We start from the raw sequence: 20,353 nt of genomic DNA, 5'->3' as shown, positions 1-20,353 counted from the left end.
ATGGAAAGCCGGGTAGCGCCCGGGGCAGGTAGCCTCGGGCGAACAAGTTGGGCCTGACGAGGATGCGGCGGGCCGCATCGGGAGAGGAATCCTCGTGACACGTCTCGGACAGCTGGACCGCCGTGCGTTTCTGATCGCGCTCGGCCTGGTGCCGGCCGCGGCCGCGTTGGCCTCCTGCTCGAGCGACACCGAGGCGTCGAGCAAGACGCTCACCGGTGTCGACCTGGGCGGCGCGGACGACGCGATCCGCCCGCAGGACGACCTGTACCGGCACGTCAACGGGAAGTGGCTGCGCGAGTACCAGTTGCCGCCGGACAAGCCGGCCTTCGGCTCGACGAGCGAGGCCGCCGAACGCACCGAGCAGCAGTTGCGCGAGATCATCGACGGGATCAAGGACCCGAAGCCCGGCTCCGAGGAGCAACAGATCCGCGACCTCTACGACGCCAGGGTGGACTGGGACGAGATCGAGCGGCTCGGCATGAGCCCGCTCGCCGAGCTGTTCGACAAGGTCGACAAGGCGGCGACCAAGCCCGAGCTCGCCAAGGTGATGGCCGAGCTGCCGATCAGCGGTTTGATCGGGCTGGGAATCAGCATCGACCGGAAGAATTCGAACGCCTATATCCCGTCGGTCGGGCAGTCCGGCCTCGGGCTCGGTGAGCAGTATTTCCGCAAGCCCGAACACGCCGAAGTGCTCGCGCAGTACCGGGTGTTCCTCGAACGCATCTGCGCGGGAGCCGGTTTCCCCGACCCGGCGGGCATGGCGCAGCGGGTGTTCGATCTGGAGAAGCGCATTGCCCCCGCGCACTGGGACAACGTGCGCAACCGCGACGCCGACGCGACCTACAACGTGTTCAGCTGGGCCGACATGACCGCGCTCGCACCGGGTTTCGATTGGGACCCGTGGCTGGCGGGCAACACCGACCGGCCGCGGGAGCTGTTCCGGACGATGATCGTGGCCCAGCCGTCGTTCATCACCGCCGCTGGACAGCTGTGGACCGAGGTCGACATCCCCACCTGGCGTGACTTCTTGAAGCTCAGCGTGCTCCGCAACTACGCGCCGTACCTGCCGAAGGCCGTCAACGACGCGAACTTCGAGTTCAAGGGCAAGGTGCTCAACGGTCAGGACGAGCGCCCCGAACGCTGGAAGTACGGCGTGGGCATCGTCAACGAGTATCTGGGCGAGCAGCTCGGCAAAGTCTATGTGGACAAGCACTTTCCGCCCGAGGCGAAGCAGCGGGCGAAGGAAATGCTCGATGACGTGATCGCCGCGTACCGGGACAACTTCACCAACTCCACGTGGATGTCGCCGGAGACCAGGAAGGCCTCACTGGCGAAGCTGGACAAGATCGATCCGAAGATCGGTTATCCGGACAAGTGGGTCGATTACTCGCAGCTGAAGATCACCAAGGGCAAGCTGATCGAATCCCTGCTCGCCATCAACACTTTCGAGGTCAAGCGCGCGTTCGCACGACTCGGCGGTCCGGTGGACAAGACCGAGTGGGGCATGTCGCCGCAGACGGTGAACGCCTACTACCAGGCCACCTCCAACCAGATCGTGTTCCCCGCCGCCTACCTGCAGCCGCCGTTCTTCGACAAGGACGCGCAGTCGGCCGTCAATTTCGGCGCGGTCGGCGCGACCATCGGCCACGAGATCGGCCACGGTTTCGACGATCAGGGCTCGAAATACGACGGCGACGGAAACCGCAGCGACTGGTGGACACCGGAGGACCGGGCGAAGTTCGACGCCAAAGCCAAGCAGCTCGTCGAGCAGTACAACGCGCTGGTGCCGGAGGGACTCGACCCGAGCCAGCACATCAACGGGGAGTTGACCGTCGGTGAGAATCTGGCCGACCTGCGCGGGTTGCAGATCACCTTGGCCGCGTTCCGCATCTCGGAGAAGCGCCGCGGTGTCGACAACCCCGACTATCGGTCGATGTTCCTGTCCTGGGCGCGCAGCTGGCGAGAAAAGCAGACCAAAGAGCTGACGGTCCGCTACCTGGCCAGCGACACCCACTCCCCCGCCGAGTTCCGCTGCAACCAGGTCGTGCGCAACCTGGCGGAGTTCTACACCGCGTTCGACGTGAAGGAGGGTGACAAGCTGTTCATGCCGCAGGACCAGCGCGTCACCTTCTGAGTCACAACGGTTTTCGAGCCGCGGCGGCACGGCCGGGCGAGCTCAGCGAACAGCGACGGGGATGGGTTCGCCCTGTTCCTCGGCTTCGGCGAGCTCGGCCCGCTCGTCGTGCACGTACTTGTTGCCCGCGAAGTAGGAGGCCGCCGCGGCCAGCAGCATCATGATCGCCGCCGCGACGAAAACCACGACCAGGCCGGTGTGGAACGGGCCGGTCAGCAGATCCGGGAAGAACTCCTGGCCGGTCAGCGTGGCGGCGTCGACCCCCGGCTCGGCCAATTCGCCGGTGGGACCGAGCAATTCCTGGATCAGGTTGAAGCCGAGGAACGCGGCGAACATGCTCGCCACCGGCGGCATGCCCGCGACCTCGGCGGCGGCGCTCGCGGATACCCCCTGCGCGCGCAGACCCGCGTCCAGTGCCGAGGGCAGGCTGGCGGCGAGTCCGACGACCATGAGCGAGAAGAAGATTCCCATCGACAGGGCGTTGCCGCCGTTGAACAGGGTGCCGCGCATACCTGAGGCCGCGCCGCGTTGCGCGGCGGGCACGCTGGACATGATGGCGGCGGTGTTCGGCGAGAAGAACAGCCCGCTGCCGATGCCGTTCAGCAGCACGATCAACGCGAACAGCCAGTAGTCGAAGTCGACCGGAATGACGAGTAGCAGCAGGAACGTCGCGGCCGAGATCAGCGCGCCGCCGGTGGTGAAAAGGCGGGAGCCGTAGCGGTCAGACAGCCATCCCGAGATCGGTCCGGCAGCAAGGAATCCCACGGTGAGCGGCAACAGATAGATGCCGGCCCACAGCGGTGTCGACTCGAAACTGAAGCCGTGCAACGGCAGCCATATGCCCTGCAACCAGATGATCAGCATGAACTGCATGCCGCCGCGACCGATGGACACCATCAGGTTGCTGAAATTGCCGAGACCGAAGGCACGGTTGCGAAACAGCCCGAGGTGGAACATCGGATCGGCGACCTTGGTCTCCACCACACAGAACACCCCGAGCAGCGCGATGCCGCCTGCCACCGAACCGAGCACCCACGGGCTCGACCAGCCGGTCGCGTGCCCGCCATAGGGCTGAATGCCGTAGGTGATGCCGGTGAGCAACGCGGTGAGGCCGAGGCCGAAGGTGATCGTGCCCGCCCAGTCGAGCTTGCCCGCCGACCGGATGCCGACCTCGTGCAGCGAGCGGTAGGACCAGAACGCACCGAGCACGGCGATCGGCACGCTGACCCAGAACACCGCCCGCCAATCCCATTCCGAGAGCACGCCGCCGATGAGCAGGCCGAGGAAGGAACCCGCCACCGCGGCGACCATGTTGATGCCGAGCGCGGTGCCACGTTGTTCGGCCGGGAAGGCGTCGGTGAGGATGGCCGCCGAGTTGGCCGTCAACATGGCGCCGCCGACGCCCTGCACCACCCGCCAGATGATGATCCACATCGCGCCCGCGCCGCCGTGGAACGGATCGAAGGACAGGGCGAGCGCGCAGACCGCGAAGACGGCGAAGCCCAGGTTGTACACGCGGACCCGGCCGAAGATGTCGCCGAGCCTGCCGAACATCACGACCAGCACCGCCGTCGCGAGCAGGTAGCCCATCAGCATCCACAGCAGGTAGCCGACATTGCCGGCCTCCAGCGGGTTCAGCCCGACACCGCGGAAGATCGCGGGCAGCGAGATCAGCACGATCGAGGAGTTGATGGCGGTGAGCAACACCCCGAGCGTGGTGTTGGTCAGCACGATCCACTTGTAGCGCGGGTGGTCGCGGTCGTAGCGCAGCCTGCGGCGGATGGTGGCGACCTCGCCCGGATCGAGATCGGTGGATGACATCGGCACGGTGTCCCCTCGGAGTCGTTATCTCCGCTAACTATATAGTTAGCTGATCTAACCATCAAGACCGCTGACATTTCCCGTCGCGCCGCGAACGATCGCCCGAGCGACGTGGGCCTAGTCCGCGAAGGCGGTGCGGGCGGCGGCCCATTCGCGCGCGAGCGCGAGCAGATTGCCGAGTTCGGTCGTCCGATCACCGGCAGGCAGCCGCACGGCCTGCCTTGGGTATGACGGCGGCACACCGTGCAGCTTCAGGCGGGCGGCCTCGGCGATACCCCGCGCGTAAGTGCCGAGGTCGGTCACCTCGCCGCCCCCGGGGTCGGGCACGAACTGCTTCAGATGCAGCAACGCGTCCCTGATCTCGACGGTCATCCGATACAGCCGCGCGCTGGAGCCACGCTGCTCCGCGGGCGCCAGCGGCAGCACCACCTCGGGCACGGCGGTGGTGAGGTCGTGCCACAGCGGACGCAACTGCCGACAGCATCGCCCCGCCCGATCCAGCCCCGCGCGCACGAGCAGCGCATCGATCAGCGGCATCGAGATCAACAAGGCCAGGATCGCCAGCGCGGTGAACGAGACCACCGCCCACCCGGCGCCCATGTGCTGCGGCGAGGCCCCGGACAACGTGGTCAGGGTGCGGACCACCGAGCCGCAGGCACTGCAGGCCGCGACCGCGAGCAGCGCGCAGTAGGTCGACTTCTCCCGGGCCGTCATGCCCACGACGCGAAGTTCGCGCAGGCACGCCCGGCCCAGTAACACCGCGATCACGATGAGCCAGGCATCGGTCCCGACCCACAACAGCCCATCCCAGTCCACCGCGGGCAACACGCCCCGGAACAGCGCCAACTCGTTGCCCACGGCGCAGACCAGCACGACGAGCCCGACCGACAGCGCCACCGTGTCGTATCGGCGCTGCCGCCGCCAGCTCTGCCGCAGATCCGGTGCGCCGAGCGACATCACGAACCCGAAGGAGTTCGACAGCGCCAGCAGGCCGACGGCCACGAACACCCGCTGCCCCAGATCCGGGTAGCCCGCACCGGCGACGAACAGGTACCCGAACACCGCGCCGATATCCCAGGACAGCGCGCGATTGATCAGGCGATCGGTGAGCGTCTCGTTGACCAGCCACCATCGGCCGCAGACCACCACGAGCACGAGCGCGACGACGATCGTCGTGAAGACAGGCGGCGCGGAATTCATCGCGGCCGATCGTAGTCGACCGAGGTAGGCCACACCCTGGCCAGACCGAGCAGCATTCGCAGTTCCGACGCGCGATCGGCAGGCCGGGGCAGCACGGCGGTGGGCTGCGCCACCGGGGACATCCCGTTCAATTTCGCCCGCCCCGCCTCGGCCAGCACCTGGGCGTAGCCGCGCTCGTCGGTCCGCGTGCCGGGCCCGTTCGCGGGCGCTCGGACGTACGGTCGTAGCCGCAACAGCGCATCCCAGATTTCGACGGTCATCCGGTAGCGCCGGTGCGCGGAATCCTGGTCAACGGAATCATCCTGTGCGAGCACTACTTCCGGCACCGCGGTGGTGAGGTCGCGCCACATCGGGGTGAGCCGCCTGCAGTGCCGACCGGCCCGATCCCATCGCGTACGCGCGAGCAGCACGTCCACCAGGCGAACCGAAATCAGCAAGGTGGCAAGGCAGAAGCTGACGAAGATGACGATCGTCCACGCCCATCCCGGCTCCGACGGGGGCGCCCCGAGCGCGGTTCTGATACCGCCGATGACGGAACCGATGGACCAGTAGAGCGACAGGACGAACAGGACAACGAAAAACAGCCGCTGCCGGAGCGTGAGCTCGCCCGACCGCAATTCCCGGACGCAGGTCACCAGCAGGATGAATCCGGCGACCGCGCTGAAATATCCGGACAACGTCCAGATCAGCGCGGACCAACTGAACGGCAACAGATGATCCGCGACGGGCTCGACCAACAGGATGCTGCCGGCAGCGACGATCGCCATTCCGTCGTACCACCGCTGCCTGCGGCGGGCCGTGTAGCGGGCTTGTCCGTCGAACAACAGGCGCGCGAACCCGTACGCACAAGCGCCCGCCATCAGCCCGCAACCCATGAACAGTCGTCGGGCCAGATCGGGAGAACCCGCCCCCGACGCGACGCCGTGCAGCAGGAACCCGGTGAGCTCCCAGGTCCACAGGCGATTGATGAGGCGATCCGTGCTCGAGTCGTTCGTCAGCAGCCAACGCCCGGCCGTGACGATCGCGGCGAACACACCCACGGACAGGATCAGCAGCGCAGGTACGGAATTCATCGCCGAAGACTGTAACCGGCGCGCACGCGGCCTGCCGCCGCGGCGAAATCGCGGTGGCGGCCGAGTGCGACCGATCAGCCCTGCGCGGCCTTGCGGTATCCGCGCACCGCGAGCGCGCCGAAGACCAGGACCAGGCCGGCCGACCACGCGATGGTCTGTGCCAGCGGCACCGCGACCGGACCGCCGACGGTGAATCCGCGCATCGCCTCCACCGCACAGCTCATCGGCTGGCCGCGCACGATCGGCTGCAACCAACCCGGATAGTTCTCCAGTGGCACGAAGCCGGAGTTGAAGAACATCGCGAGCAGCACCACCGCGGCGAAGATCTGCACGACCTTGTCGCCGATGCTGCTGACCCCCACCACGATCACCATCGGCGTGAATCCCGCGATGACGATCACCGGCACGATCAGCACACCGAGCACCCCCGCCAGCCCCTGCTCGAAACGCAGACCGAGGATGACACCGACAACGAGCACGATCGCGGTGGCCGCCAGCGCGCGCAGGCATTCGGCGAGCAGCCTGCCGATCAGCCCGGCGGAGCGGTTGATCGGCAACACCCAGAAGCGCCGCAGCAGACCGCTTTCCCGCTCGCCGTACAGCGACAGGCCGGTGCCCATTGCCCCGTACATCGCGCCGGACACCGCGATCATCGGCACGAATCCGTAGATCGCGTCGGTGCCGCCGCCGAGGTCGAGCGACTTGCTCAACACCAGATCGAACATGAGCAGCAACAGGATCGGCAGCACCAGCGTCGTGGTCACCACCTCCTGCTGCCTGCTCCAGCGACGTAGCAGCCTGCCGGTTTCCACCAAGCTCTGCTCGACCAGGGCGCTCATCGCCGCCGTCCTTCCACGCGCACCGCCACGATCATCGCCGCGATCAGCAACCCGGCCACCCAGATCGCGGCAACGGTGCTGGTCGAGGTGAACCGCCCCTCGGACAGTTCGCGCAAGGCGCCCGCCACCTGCGAGACCGGCTGGTTGCGCACGAACGGTTGGATCCAACTCGGAAACCCTTGTGCCGGAACGAACCCCGTCGACATCATGAGCAGCAGCAGCTGCGGTGCGAACAGCACCGTCGCGCCGAGTTCCGGGTTGGCCGTCGCGGTGCCGAGCGCGTCGGCACCGATCACGGCGGCCGCACCGAACGCCAGGATCAGCACCAGGAACGCCACCGTCGCTCCCGCGCCGTGGAAGCGGAAGCCGAACAGCGTGCCGGTGGTCAGCGCGCCCGCCAACGCGGCCAGCGCGCGCACCGAGTTCGCCGAGATCCGTGCGGCGGGCGGTACCCACGGCGGCACCGGCATGGCGCGCAGCCGGGTTCCCATGCCGCCCGCCACTTCTCTGGCCGCGCGGTCGCCGGCGAACATCGCGGTGAAGAACATGGCCTGGATCGCGATCAACGGCAGCAGATATTGCGCGTAATCGATGCCCGTCGCCTCCATCGAACGACGCAGCGGCACATAGACACAGACGAAGAAGGTCAGCGGCGCCGCGAAGGCGAGGATCAGGTCGCCCTCGCGCACCGCGGCCCGAATACCGCGGCCGCTCAACGCGGTCCACTGCCTGCTGTGCGGCACCCGCAGGATGGTGTCGGTCGTCATGCGCCGGCCGCCGCTGCCGGTTTGGTCAACTCGATGAACACCTCGTCCAGCGAGGGCCTGCGCAGCGCGATGTCGATGAGTTCGATCTCGGCCTCGGTGATCCGGCGCAGCGCCTCCCCCAGCGTGGCCGCACCGCCGGGCGCGGGCAGCGAGACCCGGTCGGCGGATTCGGCGACGGTGATCTCGCCGAGGCCGGTGAGCGCGGTGACCACGGCGGGGACATCGCCGGGATCGGCCGGGACCACCTCGCAGTAGCTCGCGCCGGTGCGCGCCTTGAGCTGGTCGGCGGTGCCCTCGGCGATCACGGTGCCCTTGTCGACGACGATGATGTTGTCGCTCAACACATCCGCCTCTTCGAGGTACTGCGTGGTGAGCAGGATCGTGACGCCCTGCTGCTTCAGCGAGCGCACCAGGCCCCAGAGGCTCTGCCTGCTCACCGGGTCGAGACCGGTGGTCGGCTCGTCGAGGAAGACCACCTGCGGCGGACGCACCAGCCCGCAGGCGATGTCGATGCGCCTGCGCATGCCGCCGGAGTACTGACCGACCCGGCGATCGGCGGCCTGCGCCAGCTCGAACTGACCGAGCAACTCCGCGGCGCGCGCCTTGGCTTCCTTGCGGCCCAACCCCATCAAGCGGCCGAACAGCACCAGATTCTCCCGGCCGGTCAGCATCTCGTCCAGCGCCGCGTACTGACCGGTGAGCATGATGGACGACCGGACCGCCGCCGCCTCGCGCACGACGTCGTACCCGGCCACCAGCGCCCGCCCGGCATCGGGTTTGGTGAGGGTCGACAGCACCGACACCGTGGTGGTCTTGCCCGCACCGTTCGGCCCGAGCACTCCGAGCACGCTGCCCTTCGGCACCTCGAAACTGATCCCGCGCAAGGCTTTCACCTCGCCGAACGACTTCTCCACGCCCTCGACGACGATCGCGGCGTCGGCCGAAGCCGCGCCCGCCGCCGTGTCCCTGCTCGAATCCACCGTGCTGCTCTCCGTCCTTGCCGCGTACGAATCGTCGTTGGTGCCTGCGAATCCCGATCAGGGCGGACCCGGTCATCGCTGAGCCCGCCCCACGTTGTCTGCCCGAACCGGGCAACTAGCCGAGCAATGTCACCACCTCGTCGAGGGACGCGCCGCCCAGTATCGCGGTGACCGGCAGCTCACGCTGTAGTTCGACCTCGATGCGCTTGCGTAAGTCCAACGCCTGCAACGAATCCAGGCCGAGGGCCACGAGCGGGACCGACCCGTCGATGGTCTCGGTGGTGTCCAGGCCCATCACCGCGCGCAGCGCGAGCCGCACCTGCTCGGCGGTATCCGGCGAGACCGGGCTCGGTGCCGCGGGCACGGTCTCCGCCGTGGCAGCACGCGGCGCGGGTACGGGAACCGCTGCGGGCGCTGGTATCTCGGGCACCGGCAGGTTCGTCAGTTCCAGCGCGCCGAACAACGGGCCGAAACCGAGCGCGGAGAACAGCGCCTCGAGCCGCCCCCAATCCGCCGTGGCGACGATGACGTTCTCCGCGGCCGCGGAGAATCCGGTGGCGACCGCGCTCGCCGGGTTCAGCGGTAGCAGACCGGAGCCGCTGAACTTCGCCATCGCGTCGTCCCGGCCCAAGCCGACCTCCCGCCAGAGCCCCCACTGCACGCTGGTGCACGCGACACCCTGGCCGCGGTAGCGCACGGCGGCCGCGTCGAGCAGCCGGTTCACCGCGGCGTACACCATGTGGCCGAGTCCGCCGACGGTGGCCGAGAGCGAGGAGCACAGCACGATACGGCCGTCCGGCCGGCGCGGGAAGTGCCGGACCATCAGTTCCGCCGCAACGATTTTCGGCGCGGCGGCCGCGCGCACCGCGGCCGGGGTGTACTCGACAACGGTGGTGTAGTCGACCGCGGCGTGGACGATCAAGTCCGCGGGCGTGTCACGGTACCGCTCCGCGAGCGCGCGCACCGCGGCCTCGTCGGTGACATCGCACTGACGCAGGACCACCTGGGTGGCACCGAGGCGCTCGATGCCGCGCAGCCGTTCGGTCGTCTCGCCGGACCCGCCCGACCTGCTGACCAAGGTGATGCGACCGGCTCCGAGGCGCACGAACTCCTCGCACAGGTCGAGCCCGAGTTTGCCGGTCCCGCCCACGATCACGACCTCGCGCAGGTCCGTTCCGTCCAGCGGACGGCGTTCACCGCTGTCGGCGGCGACCAGCCGCTTCGCGTACAGCCCGCCGGCGCGCACCGCGAGCTCCGGCTCCACCGCGGTGTGCAGCGCGACCATGAGCGCGTTCGCGGCATCGGGAATCGGTTGGCCGGCAGCGAGGTCCACGTGCCGGAAGGCGACGCCCAGGTGTTCGGCCGCCAAGCAGCGGAAGCCCGCGGGCGCCGCGGCATGGCACAGGTCCGGCACGTCCGAGTCGAGCACGTGCTCGCCACCGGTGGTGACCAGCCACACATCGCGGACGCCGTCCAGGCTCGGCAGCCAGGCGCGCTCACCGAGGAAGCCGGCCAGCTGCTCGACCGCCGCGCCCGCGTCCGCATCGGGCACCGCGGGCAGGACGATCACCAGGGTGTCGAAAACCGCTCCCGCGCTGTGTGATTCCGGGTCCGGATCGACGATCGACACACCGTGTCGCGGGGCCGCAGCACGGAACGCGGCGACCAGATCGCCGCTGCCACCCGCATGGTCGAGCACCGCGATGGTGCGCGGGGGAACCAGCGCGCGCCCGCCCAACCGCACCCACTGCTCGGCCAGCCGTTGCGCGTGCACTGTCGCCTGCGCCACGACTTCCGCTGGGCCATCGGTGGTTTCGCCCGCGACGCGCGTTGTCTGAACGGCAGGCGCGGCGGCGGGCTTGTACGCGGCCCACAGATGCTTCGGGTTCATCTGCGTGTTCGGGAAGTCGAGCAGCGGAAGCCGTGGCGCCGCGGTCGAATTCGTGCGCAAGGCCGACCAGTCGTAGCCGAGGTCGCTCACCGCGACGAGCCCGAGGTTGCGGGTGAACTCGCGCAGATCGGTGGCCGTGCGGCGCGAGGTGCCGATCGTCTGGAAGTCACGCTGCTGCGCGACGGTGCTCAGATTCTCCTGAACCGCGAGGAAAAGAGCCGGGTGGTCGGCGATTTCGAGATAGGTGTCGACGCCGCGCTCGGCCGCGCGGGCGATCGCCAGATCGAATCGCACCCGGTTACGCAGGTTCCAGTACCAGTAGTCGCCCACCGGCAGATCGGGGGTGATCGCCGTCCCCAGTGTGGAACCGATGCATTCGATGTCGGTGGCTGTGAACTCGGCCCGATCGAGTTCGGCCACCAGCGTTTTGTCCAGGAAGCTGTCCCGGAACTCGGTCACCACGGAGGTGTGCGCCGGGTAACCGACGCGAATCTCCTTGGCGAACTTGCCCGCCGCGGTCAGATCGGCGACCACCTGTGCGACCGTGGCGCTCTCGCCGCCGATGGCGAGCACGTGCGCGGAGTTGATCACCGAGAGCTCGGCCCACCCGGAATGGCGGGCCAGGATGGCCTCGCACTCCTCGCGGTCCACCCCGACGACAGCCATCGAGTAGGTGTCTTCCCTGCCCTCCTGCTTGGCCAGCGTGTCAACCAATCCGCCGCGCAGCGTCACCACGCGCACGGCGTCGGCGAGCGTGATCACGCCCGACACCACACCGGCGGCCAGCTCGCCCTGGCTGTGCCCGATGGTGACGGCCGGGGTGACCCCGGCCGCCCGCCACATCGCGGCAAGGCCGACCATCTGCATGAACAGCGCGGGCTGCACGATGCGCAGCAGGTTGTGCCCCGGGTCGGTCTCGGCCAGCAGGTAGGACCGCGGCGAGAGGTCGAACAGCTCATGGAAGACCGCCTCGGCCTCGTCCACCGCGGCCCGGAAGGCGGGCGAGCTGCCGTAGAACATCCGGCCCATGCCCGCGTACTGGCTGCCCTGGCCGGGGAAGACGTAGCCGATCTTGCGCGGCTTGGCCGCGCCGCCCGTCGTCACGACCGAGGCGTGCGCCTCGCCCGCCGCGACCGCACGCAGCGCCTCGACGAGGTCGGTGCGCTCGGTGACCATGGCCAGCGCTCGATAGCGCCGCGCCACCCGGGTGCGAAACAGCATGTCGGCCACCTGATCCGGGCCGACGCCGGGATGCGTCTCCAGGTAGCCCAGAATGGCGGCGGCCTCGCGGCGCAACGAGTCCGGCGCGTCCGAGGACAGCAGGACCGGAATGCTGCCGTCCGGCAGGCGATGGCTAGACATGGACTTCCTCCTCCAGCACGGGCATCGCGATGACCGCGTGCGCGTTCGTGCCCGCGACGCCGAACGACGAGACCGCGGCGTAACGCACCCCGTCGCGGGGCGCCCAATCCACCAACCGATCGGCAAGCCGCAACCCCGACTGCACCCAATCCAGCTGTGTGGTCGGGTTTTCCGCGTGCCTGGTGGGCGCGATCCGGCCGTGCAGGCCGCTCAGCAGCACCTTGATCAGGCCGAGGATGCCCGCCGCGGCCTGCGCGTGGCCCAGGTTCGACTTGACCGAACCGAGGCGAGGGCCGTTGCCCGCCTCGGCGGCCGCACCGTAAACCCGCGCCAGCGCGGTCAATTCGAGCGGATCGCCGACCGCCGTGCCGGTCCCGTGCCCTTCGATCATGCCGATCAGGTCCGCCGAGATCCCCGCCTGCCGCAGCGTTTTCACGATCAGTTGCTCCTGCGCCGCCGCGCTCGGCACCGCGATCGGCGCGCCCGAACCGTTGTGGTTCACCCGGGTCGCCAGCACCCGCCCGTACACCCGGTGCCCGTGCTCCCTGGCGCGTGATTCCCGTTCCAGCACAACGACGCCGGCACCCTCACCCCACAGCGTGCCACTCGCGTCCGCGGCGTACGGCTTGCACTGCCCATCCGTCGAGAGCGCGTTGACCTTGGAGAATTCGAAGAAACCACCGAGCGAGCCCAGCACGCACACACCACCCGCCAGCGCCCAGTCGCACTCGCCCGCACGGATCGCCGCCGCCGCGAGATGTACCGCGGCCAACGACGACGCGCAGGCCGCCTCCACCGTCATCGACGGCCCGGACAGGCCGAGGCAGTTCGAGATGCGCCCGGATACGGCGGCCATCGCCGAGCCGGTGGCCCGGTATCCGGTCTGCTCGTTCGCCTCGTCGCCGCGCGGCCCGTACTCGGTGTACGAAGCGCCCATGTAGCAACCGACTTCGGCACCGGCCAGGGTCGCCGGATTGATGCCCGCGTTCTCCAGCGCGCGCCACGCGACCCGCAGCGCTACCCGCTGCTGCGGGTCCATCGCCACCGCCTCGCGCGGCGTGATGCCGAAGAACATCGGATCGAATTCGGCGGCGCCGTCGAGGAATCCGCCCGCGTCGCGCACGCGGCTCCACCCTTCGGCTTCGGACTGGGTCAGCAGCCGTTCGATCGGCCACTCCCGGTCCCGTGGGAACGGGCCGATCAGGTCACGCGATTCGGCGAGCGCGGACCAGAAGCCGGCAAGGCTGTCGATGCCGCCGGGCGCTTCGACCGCGAGGCCGGCGACGACGATCGGATCGTCGTCGATCTGCTGCGTACTCATCGGGTCGCCTCCGGAGAAGTCACTGCGGCGGAAAGGATTTCCGCGATGCCCTCGACCTGGTCATTGAGGTAGAAGTGCCCGCCGTCGAACATCGTCACCGACAGTTGCCGCTCGGTGTGCTGCTGCCAGGCGAACAGGTCACCGATCCCGACATAGGCGTCCTCGCTGCCGCCCATGGCGTGGATACCGGTGCCGATGGTGACGTCCTTGGCGCAGGTGTAGGCGTCGAACGCGCGGTAGTCGCCCTTCAACGCGGGCAAGGCCATGCGCATCAACTCGCGGTTCGCCAGCAGATCGGCGCCGGTCCCCTGCAGCCCGCCGACATGGTCGAGCAACTCGTCGTCCTCGGTCGGATGCGGCGGCATATCGGCCACCTGCCACGGCGCGCACGCGCCGGAGACACCGAGCATCCGGACGGGAACGCCCGCGGCCTCGGCCAACCGGGCGAACTCGAAGGCCACCATGGTGCCCATGCTGTGGCCGAAGATGGTGATCGGCTCACCCCGGTTGAACGGCGAGCGCGCGAATTCGTCGAACGCGTCCGCGGCGGTCTCCTGGATGGTCTCGCGCACCGGCTCGTGCGCTCGATCCTGCCGACCCGGGTACTGCAGCAGGATCACGTCGAAATGCGCGCTGAGTGCCTTGGAGAAGGGCCGGTACGTCGAGGCGCCGCCGCCCGCGTGCGGACAGATCACCAGTGGTGGGTTGGCCGCGGACCGCGGTTTGTGAAACTTTCGGATCCAGCCCGGTGTACTAGCCATTACCTGATCTCCTGCCTGGCACCACGATCGCGGTGCTTCACTGCCACATCCGTCGCATGACCAACATCCCCAGATCCGAGTCGTCGAGAATCTCGGTATCGCCGATCCGGCGATCGGCGTCCTCGGCGATGGCACGCAGGGTGTTGGTGAAAGCGGACTCGATGATCTGAATGTCGTTGTCGTCGAAGCAGTCCTCGGCGTAGAAGACGACGACCTGAAGGGGTTCGCCCGGGAACAGCAGGTCCGCGGGGAAGATCATGATCAGCAGCGCGTTGTCGGTGGCGCCGCGGCCCTCGAACGACACCAGATCCAGCTGCTCCTCGCCGAGCAACCGCACCAGTTCGTCCCGGCCCGACGGGTAGGACTGGAACACGAACATGCTGTCGAACAGCCTGCGCGCGCCCGCGGCCCGATTCGCCGAGGTCAGGCGGTACTGCTGGAATTCCATGAGCTCGGCGCGGCGGCGCTGAAAGTCGGTGAGCCTGTCCCGCCAGGTCTGCTCGGCGGGCAGCTCGATCGCGACCGGGACGGTGTTCACGAAACAGCCGATGGCGTTGTCGACTTCGTCGAGATCGGCCGGGCGCCCGGAGACGACCTCGCCGAAAACCGCCGCGTCGCCGCCGGTCACGTAGCGCAGCACGTTGGCCCAGGCCAGCTGGCAGACCGCGCTGAACGTGGTGCCGACCGCCGCGGCCAGCTCGGTCAACCCGTCCGCGACCGCGGCGTCGACCGGGAAGCGGTGCGCCACCGGCACTTTCGAGCCGCCAGGCACCCGGTTCGGCGCGACGACGCAGGGTCGCACCCCGGCCAGGTACTCGTTCCACACGGCCTCGGTCGCCTGTTCGCGGTCCTCGGTGCGGCGGAGGAATTCCGCGAAGGTCGCCGGGTTGCCCAGCGGTTCGGCCGTGCCGCCGCTGGCGTAGTCGGCGAAGATCTCGCGCGGCAGCAACTGACCGGACCAGCCGTCGGTGAGGATGTGATGCGAGGCGAGCACCAGCATGTGCTCGCCCTCGGGCAGGTGCACCACGGTCGCGCGCATCAGCGGACCACGCGCCAGGTCGAACACGCCCGCCTGATCGGCGTCGAGGAATTCCAGCAGCCGCGCCTGCGCGTCCGGCTTCGTCGCGAAGTCGACCTCCTCGACGAGGAACTCCATTCGCTCGGCGACGATCGCGTACGGCTGCCCGGCGTGCGAGACCGACACGGCGATGCGCAGATTCGGGTACCGGTTCAGCACGTTGTTCAGCGACCGGGTCAGCCGCGGCACATCGAGCGCGCCGCGCACGGTGATCGTGGTCTGCACGGTGTAGGCGTCACGGCCCGCGCTGCTGATCGCCGTGAAGTACAGGCCCGCCTGTAGCGGCGCGAGCGGATACACGTCGACGTAGCGGCCGTAGAGCGCCTGCCAGCGATCGAGGTCGAGCTGGGTCACGTCGCGAGCAAGGACGTCGCTCGGGGTCAGCCGCCGCGCGGGATCCTCGCGCACGGTCTTGGCCAGCTCGCGCAGTGCACCGGTCCACAGGTCGGCGAGCTCGCGAACGTCGTTGTCGGCCAACGGCCCTGACGGGAAACGGAACGAGGCTCGCAGCACCGGATCCTCGTTGTCGAGCAGTGCGACCGTGTTGATGTCGAGCAGCGCGGGCGCGGGCATGGCCGGGTCGGCGTGACCGCCGAGGTAGCCGAATTCCGGTGCGGCATCCCAGTCCTGGACCGTGCCCGCCGCGTCGGGCACGGCGAACCGGCCCATGTAGTTGAAGCTGAGCTGCGGCGGCGCGGACGCGGCCAGGCGCGGCGCGGTGTCGGCGTTGAGGCGGCGCAGCAGCCCCCAGCCGATGCCCGCGTCGGGCACCGCACGCAGCTGTTCCTTGACCGCCTTGACCGCGCCCACCATGTCCGGCTCGGCCGCGACGGTGAGCGCGACCGGATAGGCGGTGGTGAACCAGCCCACGGCGTTGGCGAGATCGACTCCGGCGAAGAGGGTTTCGACGCGACCGTGCCGTTCCATGGTGAGCTTGACCGTGTCCGCGTCGCGGTCGCGGGCCTGCCGGAACCGTCGGGTGGCGACGGCGAGCGCGGCCACTTGGATGTCGAGGAAGTCGCAGCCGAAGGCCTGCGCGGCGGTGGTCATCAGGTAGTGCGTGTCGGCGGTGTCCAACTCGGCGGTGATCTCACGCACCGTCGCCACCGTGTCGACGGCGGCGTCGAATGCCCGCGCGCCGAGCGGTGGATCGGCACTGTCCGCGATCGCCTGCCACGCGGGCAAGGTCTCGACCACGGCGTCGGCCGCGGCCAGCTGGACCAGTCCGGTGTTCCACGCCTGCACCGAGGTGCCGAGGTCGGCCGCCGAAAGTTCTTCCTGCGCCCACAGTCTGCGTAGATCCTCGTGGATGACGCGCCACGAGACACCGTCGACCACCAGGTGGTGCAGCACCAGCAACAACCGGCCCGCCGTGCGATCGCCGGTGTGCACCCAGGCCGCACCGAGCATGCGGCCCGCCGCCGGGTCCAGTTCCTCGGCGATCCGGCGCAACTGTTCGTTCAGGAGGACGCTCGCGCTGGATTCCCATGCGGCACCGTCGATCTCGACGTCGTACAGGGTGGGGCGACGGAACGGCTCATCCGTGCGCGGCACGTAGTAGGCGGTACGCCCGGCCGGCCCGGCCGCCAGGCGGGCACGCAACAGCGGATGCCGGTCGATCAGGGCGTCGAGCACCGACGTCAGCTGCTCGACGGTGCTGCCCGCCGGGGTGACCACGGCCGTCGCCTGACTGTAGGCGGCGTAGTCGGCGCTCTGCTCGATCAGCAGGGTCGCGATCGGGTTCAGCGGAATCCAGCCGGTGCCGTCGCCGGATTCGACCAGCGCGGGCGCGCTCGACAGGTCGATCGGCTCGGTGGCCGCGGCGATGAGCGCGATGGTGCGTGCCGCGAACAGCGCGCTCGTGCTGATCAACAGGCCGCGCTTCTTGAGCGCCGAGGCCATCCGGATCGCGCTGATGGAATCGCCACCGAGCGCGAGGAAGTCGTCGTCGGCGGCCAGTTCGACCTGCGCGGTGAGGCCGAGCACCTGCCGGATCACCTCGGCGACCGCCTGCTCGGCCGGATCACGCAGCGCCCGGCCGCGACCGGTGTCGCCGCCGAGTTCGGGCACGGGCAGCGCCCTGCGGTCCAGCTTTCCGTTCGCCGTCAGCGGCAGCGCGGCCAATTTCACCAGCGCCGAGGGGATCATGTACTCGGGCAGCCGATCAGCGAGGAAAGCCCTGATGGCGCCGGCATTCTCGGACTCGGCGCCGGATTCGAACGCCGATCCCGACTCGGGCACGTAGTAGGCGACCAAGGCCGCGTCGGCGTCGCGGTTGATCGCGATGGCCGCCGCGGCGGCGATGCCGGGCGCCTGACGCAGCACCGAGCCGACCTCGCCGAGCTCGATGCGGTGACCGCGCACCTTCACCTGGTCGTCGATCCGGCCCAGGTACTCCATGCTGCCGCTGGGATGCCAGCGCACCACGTCACCGGTGCGGTACATCCGCGCGCCGGGCTCGTCCGCGAACGGGCAGGCGACGAAGGTCGCCGCGCTCAGGTCGGGGCGGCGATGGTAGCCCTGCGCGAGTTGCGCACCGCCCAAATACAATTCACCGGTCACCCCGGGCGGCACCGGCCGCAGCCGATCGTCGAGCACATAAACCGTCGAATTCCACTCCGGTTGGCCGATCAGCGCCGACCGGAACTCCTCCGGCCTGGCCAGCGCCCCCGCGAAGTTCTCGTGCATCAGGTCCATGGCCGCCTCGGTCGGCCCGTAGAGACCGAGGACGGTGCCGCCGAACACCCGGCTCGCCTCCTCGACCAGCGGCGGCGGTACCGCCTCGCCACCGAGGTAGACGAAGCGCATGGACCGCAGGCGGGCCGGATCGGGCGCGGCGTCGAGGAAGGCCCGGGTCACGCTGGGCACCAACGAGATCTGGGTGATCTGGTGCCGATCGATGATGCCCGCCAGCGCCTCCACATCGGCCTGCCACCAATCCGGCGGCGGCAGCACTGTGGCCGAGCCGGTGCACAGCGCGTTGACCAGTTCGAAGACCGAGACGTCGAAGCCGATCGGCGCCTTCTGCAGGATGCGCTCCGCGCCGAAACCGAGGTAGTCGCGCATCCATTGGACGTGGTTGACGACGCCGCGGTGGTGGTTCACCACGCCTTTGGGTCTGCCGGTGGTACCCGAGGTGTACAGCAGGTAGGCGGCGTCGAACGGGTGGATCGGGCGCGCGAGTTCCTCGGGCCGGATCGCGCTTCCGTCCAGGCGCGCCGCGGCGCCCTGCTCCGCCTCGTCGGCCAGATCCAGGATCGGAACGCCCGCAGTGCATTCCGGGTCCAGCAATCGGTCGGGACGCGCCGAGCGGACCAGCAGGGCCGGCTCCGCGTCGCCGAGCATGAACTCGATCCGATCGGCGGGATAGCTCGGATCGATCGGCACATACACCGCGCCGGTACGCAGCACGGCCGCGAAGACCACGGGCAGCCATTCGCTGCGCTCGGCGAAGACACCGACCCGGTCGCCCGCGCGGATACCGCGCTCCAGCAGCCGCCGGGCGAAACGGTTCACCCTGGCATCGAATTCGGCGTAGGTCAGCTCGATGTCGCCGAAGATCACCGCGACCCGCTCGGGATGCTCGCGCGCCGACGCGCGAATCATCGCGTCGACGCTGTCCGCCTCGATCGGCACCACACCGCCGCGCGACCAGCTCCGCACCGCGGCACGGTCGGCGGCGCTGAGCACGAGCAGCTCGTCCACGCTGCGCTCCGCTGCGGCGGCGGCCAGCGTCGCGTCGATGTAGTCGTGCAGTCGCTCGATCGTCGGCTCGTCGAAAAGGTCTGTGCGATAGGTGATCTGCACGTCGACGCGGTCGCTGTGCAGGAACGCCTCGACCGCGACGGGCAGCAGCGAGGCGCCGTGGTCGGCCAGTTGCCAGCTGGTCACCGCGCCGGGCAGCTGCGGTCCGTCGATCTTCTGGTCCAGGAACAGCACCATGGTGTCGAACAGCGCGGAGCCCACGTTGCCGGTCGCGCGGTTGACCGCGCGCACCACGCCCTCTTGCGGAAAGTTCTTGTGCCGGAACGCTTCGGTCGTCACGGTCCGCACGTAGTCGACCAACTCGCCGAAGGTGTCGGCGCTCCCCCGCTCGCGCAGCGGGTCGAGCCGCAGCGGGATCATGTTGCTGAAGTTGCCGATCAGCAGCTCCATGCCGGACTCTTCGCGGTTGGCCACCGTGGTGCCGATGACGATGTCGGCCTGGCCGGTGAGCTGGCGCAGCGCGACGTAATAGGCGGCGAGGAACACCGAGAACGGAGTCGTGCGCAGTGCCGCGCTCAACCCGCGCAGGCCGGCGTCGGCCGCCGCGCCGAGCAGCCGGTCCAGGCGGCTGCCGCGTTCGGTGACGGTGGCCGGGCGCCGGTTGTACGGCAGCGGCAGTTCGGGCACCTCGCCGTCGAACCGACCGGCCCAGAAGTCGCTGTCCGCAGTGTGATCCGCGGTCGCGAAGCGGTCCTGTTCCCACTCGGCGAAGTCGGCGACCTGACGACGCAGCGGCTCGACCGTGATCGCACCGGCGATCGCCTCGCGATAGAACCGCTCGACATCCTTGGACAGCGCGGGCAAAGTCATGCCGTCCCAGGCGATGTGCTGGATCACGACGATCACGACGAGCCTGCGCGGGTCGACCCGCACGAAGTCCAGTCGCAAGGACGACTCGTTCGACAGGTCGAATGTCTCGTGCGCGGCCGCCGCGATCCGCGCGTCGAGCGTGCGCGCCGCCTCATCGGCCGGGAGCGCGGTCAAATCGAGGTCGCGGACCCGTGGCGCGAGTTCGGGATGAATGCGCTGGTACGGATTGCCGTGCTCGTCGTTGTGATAGGTGGTGCGTAGCACCTCGTGGCGGCGCACCAGTGCCAGAAAGGCTTGCCGCAGTGCGTCATCGACGACCTCGCCGACGAAGGTCAGCGCCAGGCACAGGTTGTAGGCGGTGCTGTCCGGCGAGATCTGCTGGTGGGCCCACACATAGCGCTGCCCGAAGGACATGGCCGCGCGGGACGGATCCCGGCGCTGCGGCACGGTGGGCGTGCCCGCCAGGCCCTCGGCGGCGAGCCTGGCCCGCATCGCTTCCTGTAGGTCTTCCAGCGATCGCATCTACGTCAAACCAATCTTTTCTCGAAACA

At 69.0% G+C, this 20,353-nt stretch carries 11 protein-coding genes; 1 reads left to right on the top strand and 10 read right to left on the bottom strand.

Annotated elements, in window-relative coordinates:
• Positions 1–94 precede the first annotated feature (94 nt).
• Positions 95–2,134: a M13 family metallopeptidase gene (locus F5X71_RS04525; protein WP_167460797.1), complete on the top strand. Its 2,040-nt coding sequence runs from the start codon at positions 95–97 to the stop codon at positions 2,132–2,134.
• Positions 2,135–2,176: 42 nt separating this feature from the next.
• On the opposite strand, the gene F5X71_RS04520 is transcribed toward F5X71_RS04525, so the two are convergent.
• The 10 genes from F5X71_RS04520 to F5X71_RS04475 form a co-directional block, all read right to left on the bottom strand.
• On the bottom strand, positions 2,177–3,955 hold the full coding sequence (locus F5X71_RS04520; protein ID WP_167460796.1) for an MFS transporter: 1,779 nt from the start codon (positions 3,953–3,955) through the stop codon (positions 2,177–2,179).
• 117 nt (positions 3,956–4,072) lie between these two features.
• A complete protein-coding gene (locus tag F5X71_RS04515) occupies positions 4,073–5,155 on the bottom strand; it encodes an MAB_1171c family putative transporter (protein WP_167460795.1) in 1,083 nt (360 codons plus the stop codon).
• A complete protein-coding gene (locus F5X71_RS04510) occupies positions 5,152–6,228 on the bottom strand; it encodes an MAB_1171c family putative transporter (protein WP_167460794.1) in 1,077 nt (358 codons plus the stop codon). Before F5X71_RS04510 ends, F5X71_RS04515 begins: the two co-directional genes overlap by 4 nt.
• Before the next feature lie 74 nt (positions 6,229–6,302).
• A complete protein-coding gene (locus tag F5X71_RS04505; RefSeq protein WP_167460793.1) occupies positions 6,303–7,067 on the bottom strand; it encodes an ABC transporter permease in 765 nt (254 codons plus the stop codon).
• On the bottom strand, positions 7,064–7,834 hold the full coding sequence (locus tag F5X71_RS04500; protein ID WP_167460792.1) for an ABC transporter permease: 771 nt from the start codon (positions 7,832–7,834) through the stop codon (positions 7,064–7,066). Before F5X71_RS04500 ends, F5X71_RS04505 begins: the two co-directional genes overlap by 4 nt.
• Positions 7,831–8,814 (bottom strand): ATP-binding cassette domain-containing protein, encoded by a 984-nt coding sequence (locus F5X71_RS04495; RefSeq protein WP_167460791.1) that lies wholly within the window; start codon positions 8,812–8,814, stop codon positions 7,831–7,833. The genes F5X71_RS04500 and F5X71_RS04495 overlap by 4 nt, the downstream gene beginning before the upstream one ends.
• A gap of 115 nt (positions 8,815–8,929) precedes the next feature.
• Positions 8,930–12,067: a nocobactin polyketide synthase NbtC gene (gene nbtC, locus F5X71_RS04490; protein ID WP_167460790.1), complete on the bottom strand. Its 3,138-nt coding sequence runs from the start codon at positions 12,065–12,067 to the stop codon at positions 8,930–8,932.
• The gene (locus F5X71_RS04485; protein WP_167460789.1) at positions 12,060–13,388 is read right to left on the bottom strand and encodes a polyketide synthase; all 1,329 of its coding nucleotides are present in this window, start codon (positions 13,386–13,388) and stop codon (positions 12,060–12,062) included. The genes nbtC and F5X71_RS04485 overlap by 8 nt, the downstream gene beginning before the upstream one ends.
• A complete protein-coding gene (locus F5X71_RS04480) occupies positions 13,385–14,149 on the bottom strand; it encodes a thioesterase II family protein (protein WP_167460788.1) in 765 nt (254 codons plus the stop codon). The genes F5X71_RS04485 and F5X71_RS04480 overlap by 4 nt, the downstream gene beginning before the upstream one ends.
• Positions 14,150–14,186: 37 nt before the next feature.
• Positions 14,187–20,324: a non-ribosomal peptide synthetase gene (locus tag F5X71_RS04475; RefSeq protein ID WP_167460787.1), complete on the bottom strand. Its 6,138-nt coding sequence runs from the start codon at positions 20,322–20,324 to the stop codon at positions 14,187–14,189.
• Positions 20,325–20,353: the final 29 nt, after the last annotated feature.

It is taken from the genome of Nocardia brasiliensis (genome assembly GCF_011801125.1).
Taxonomy (GTDB): Bacteria; Actinomycetota; Actinomycetes; order Mycobacteriales; family Mycobacteriaceae; genus Nocardia; species Nocardia brasiliensis_C.
Note: the sequence above shows the minus strand (reverse complement) of the source record. Positions and strands in the feature narration are given on the sequence as shown.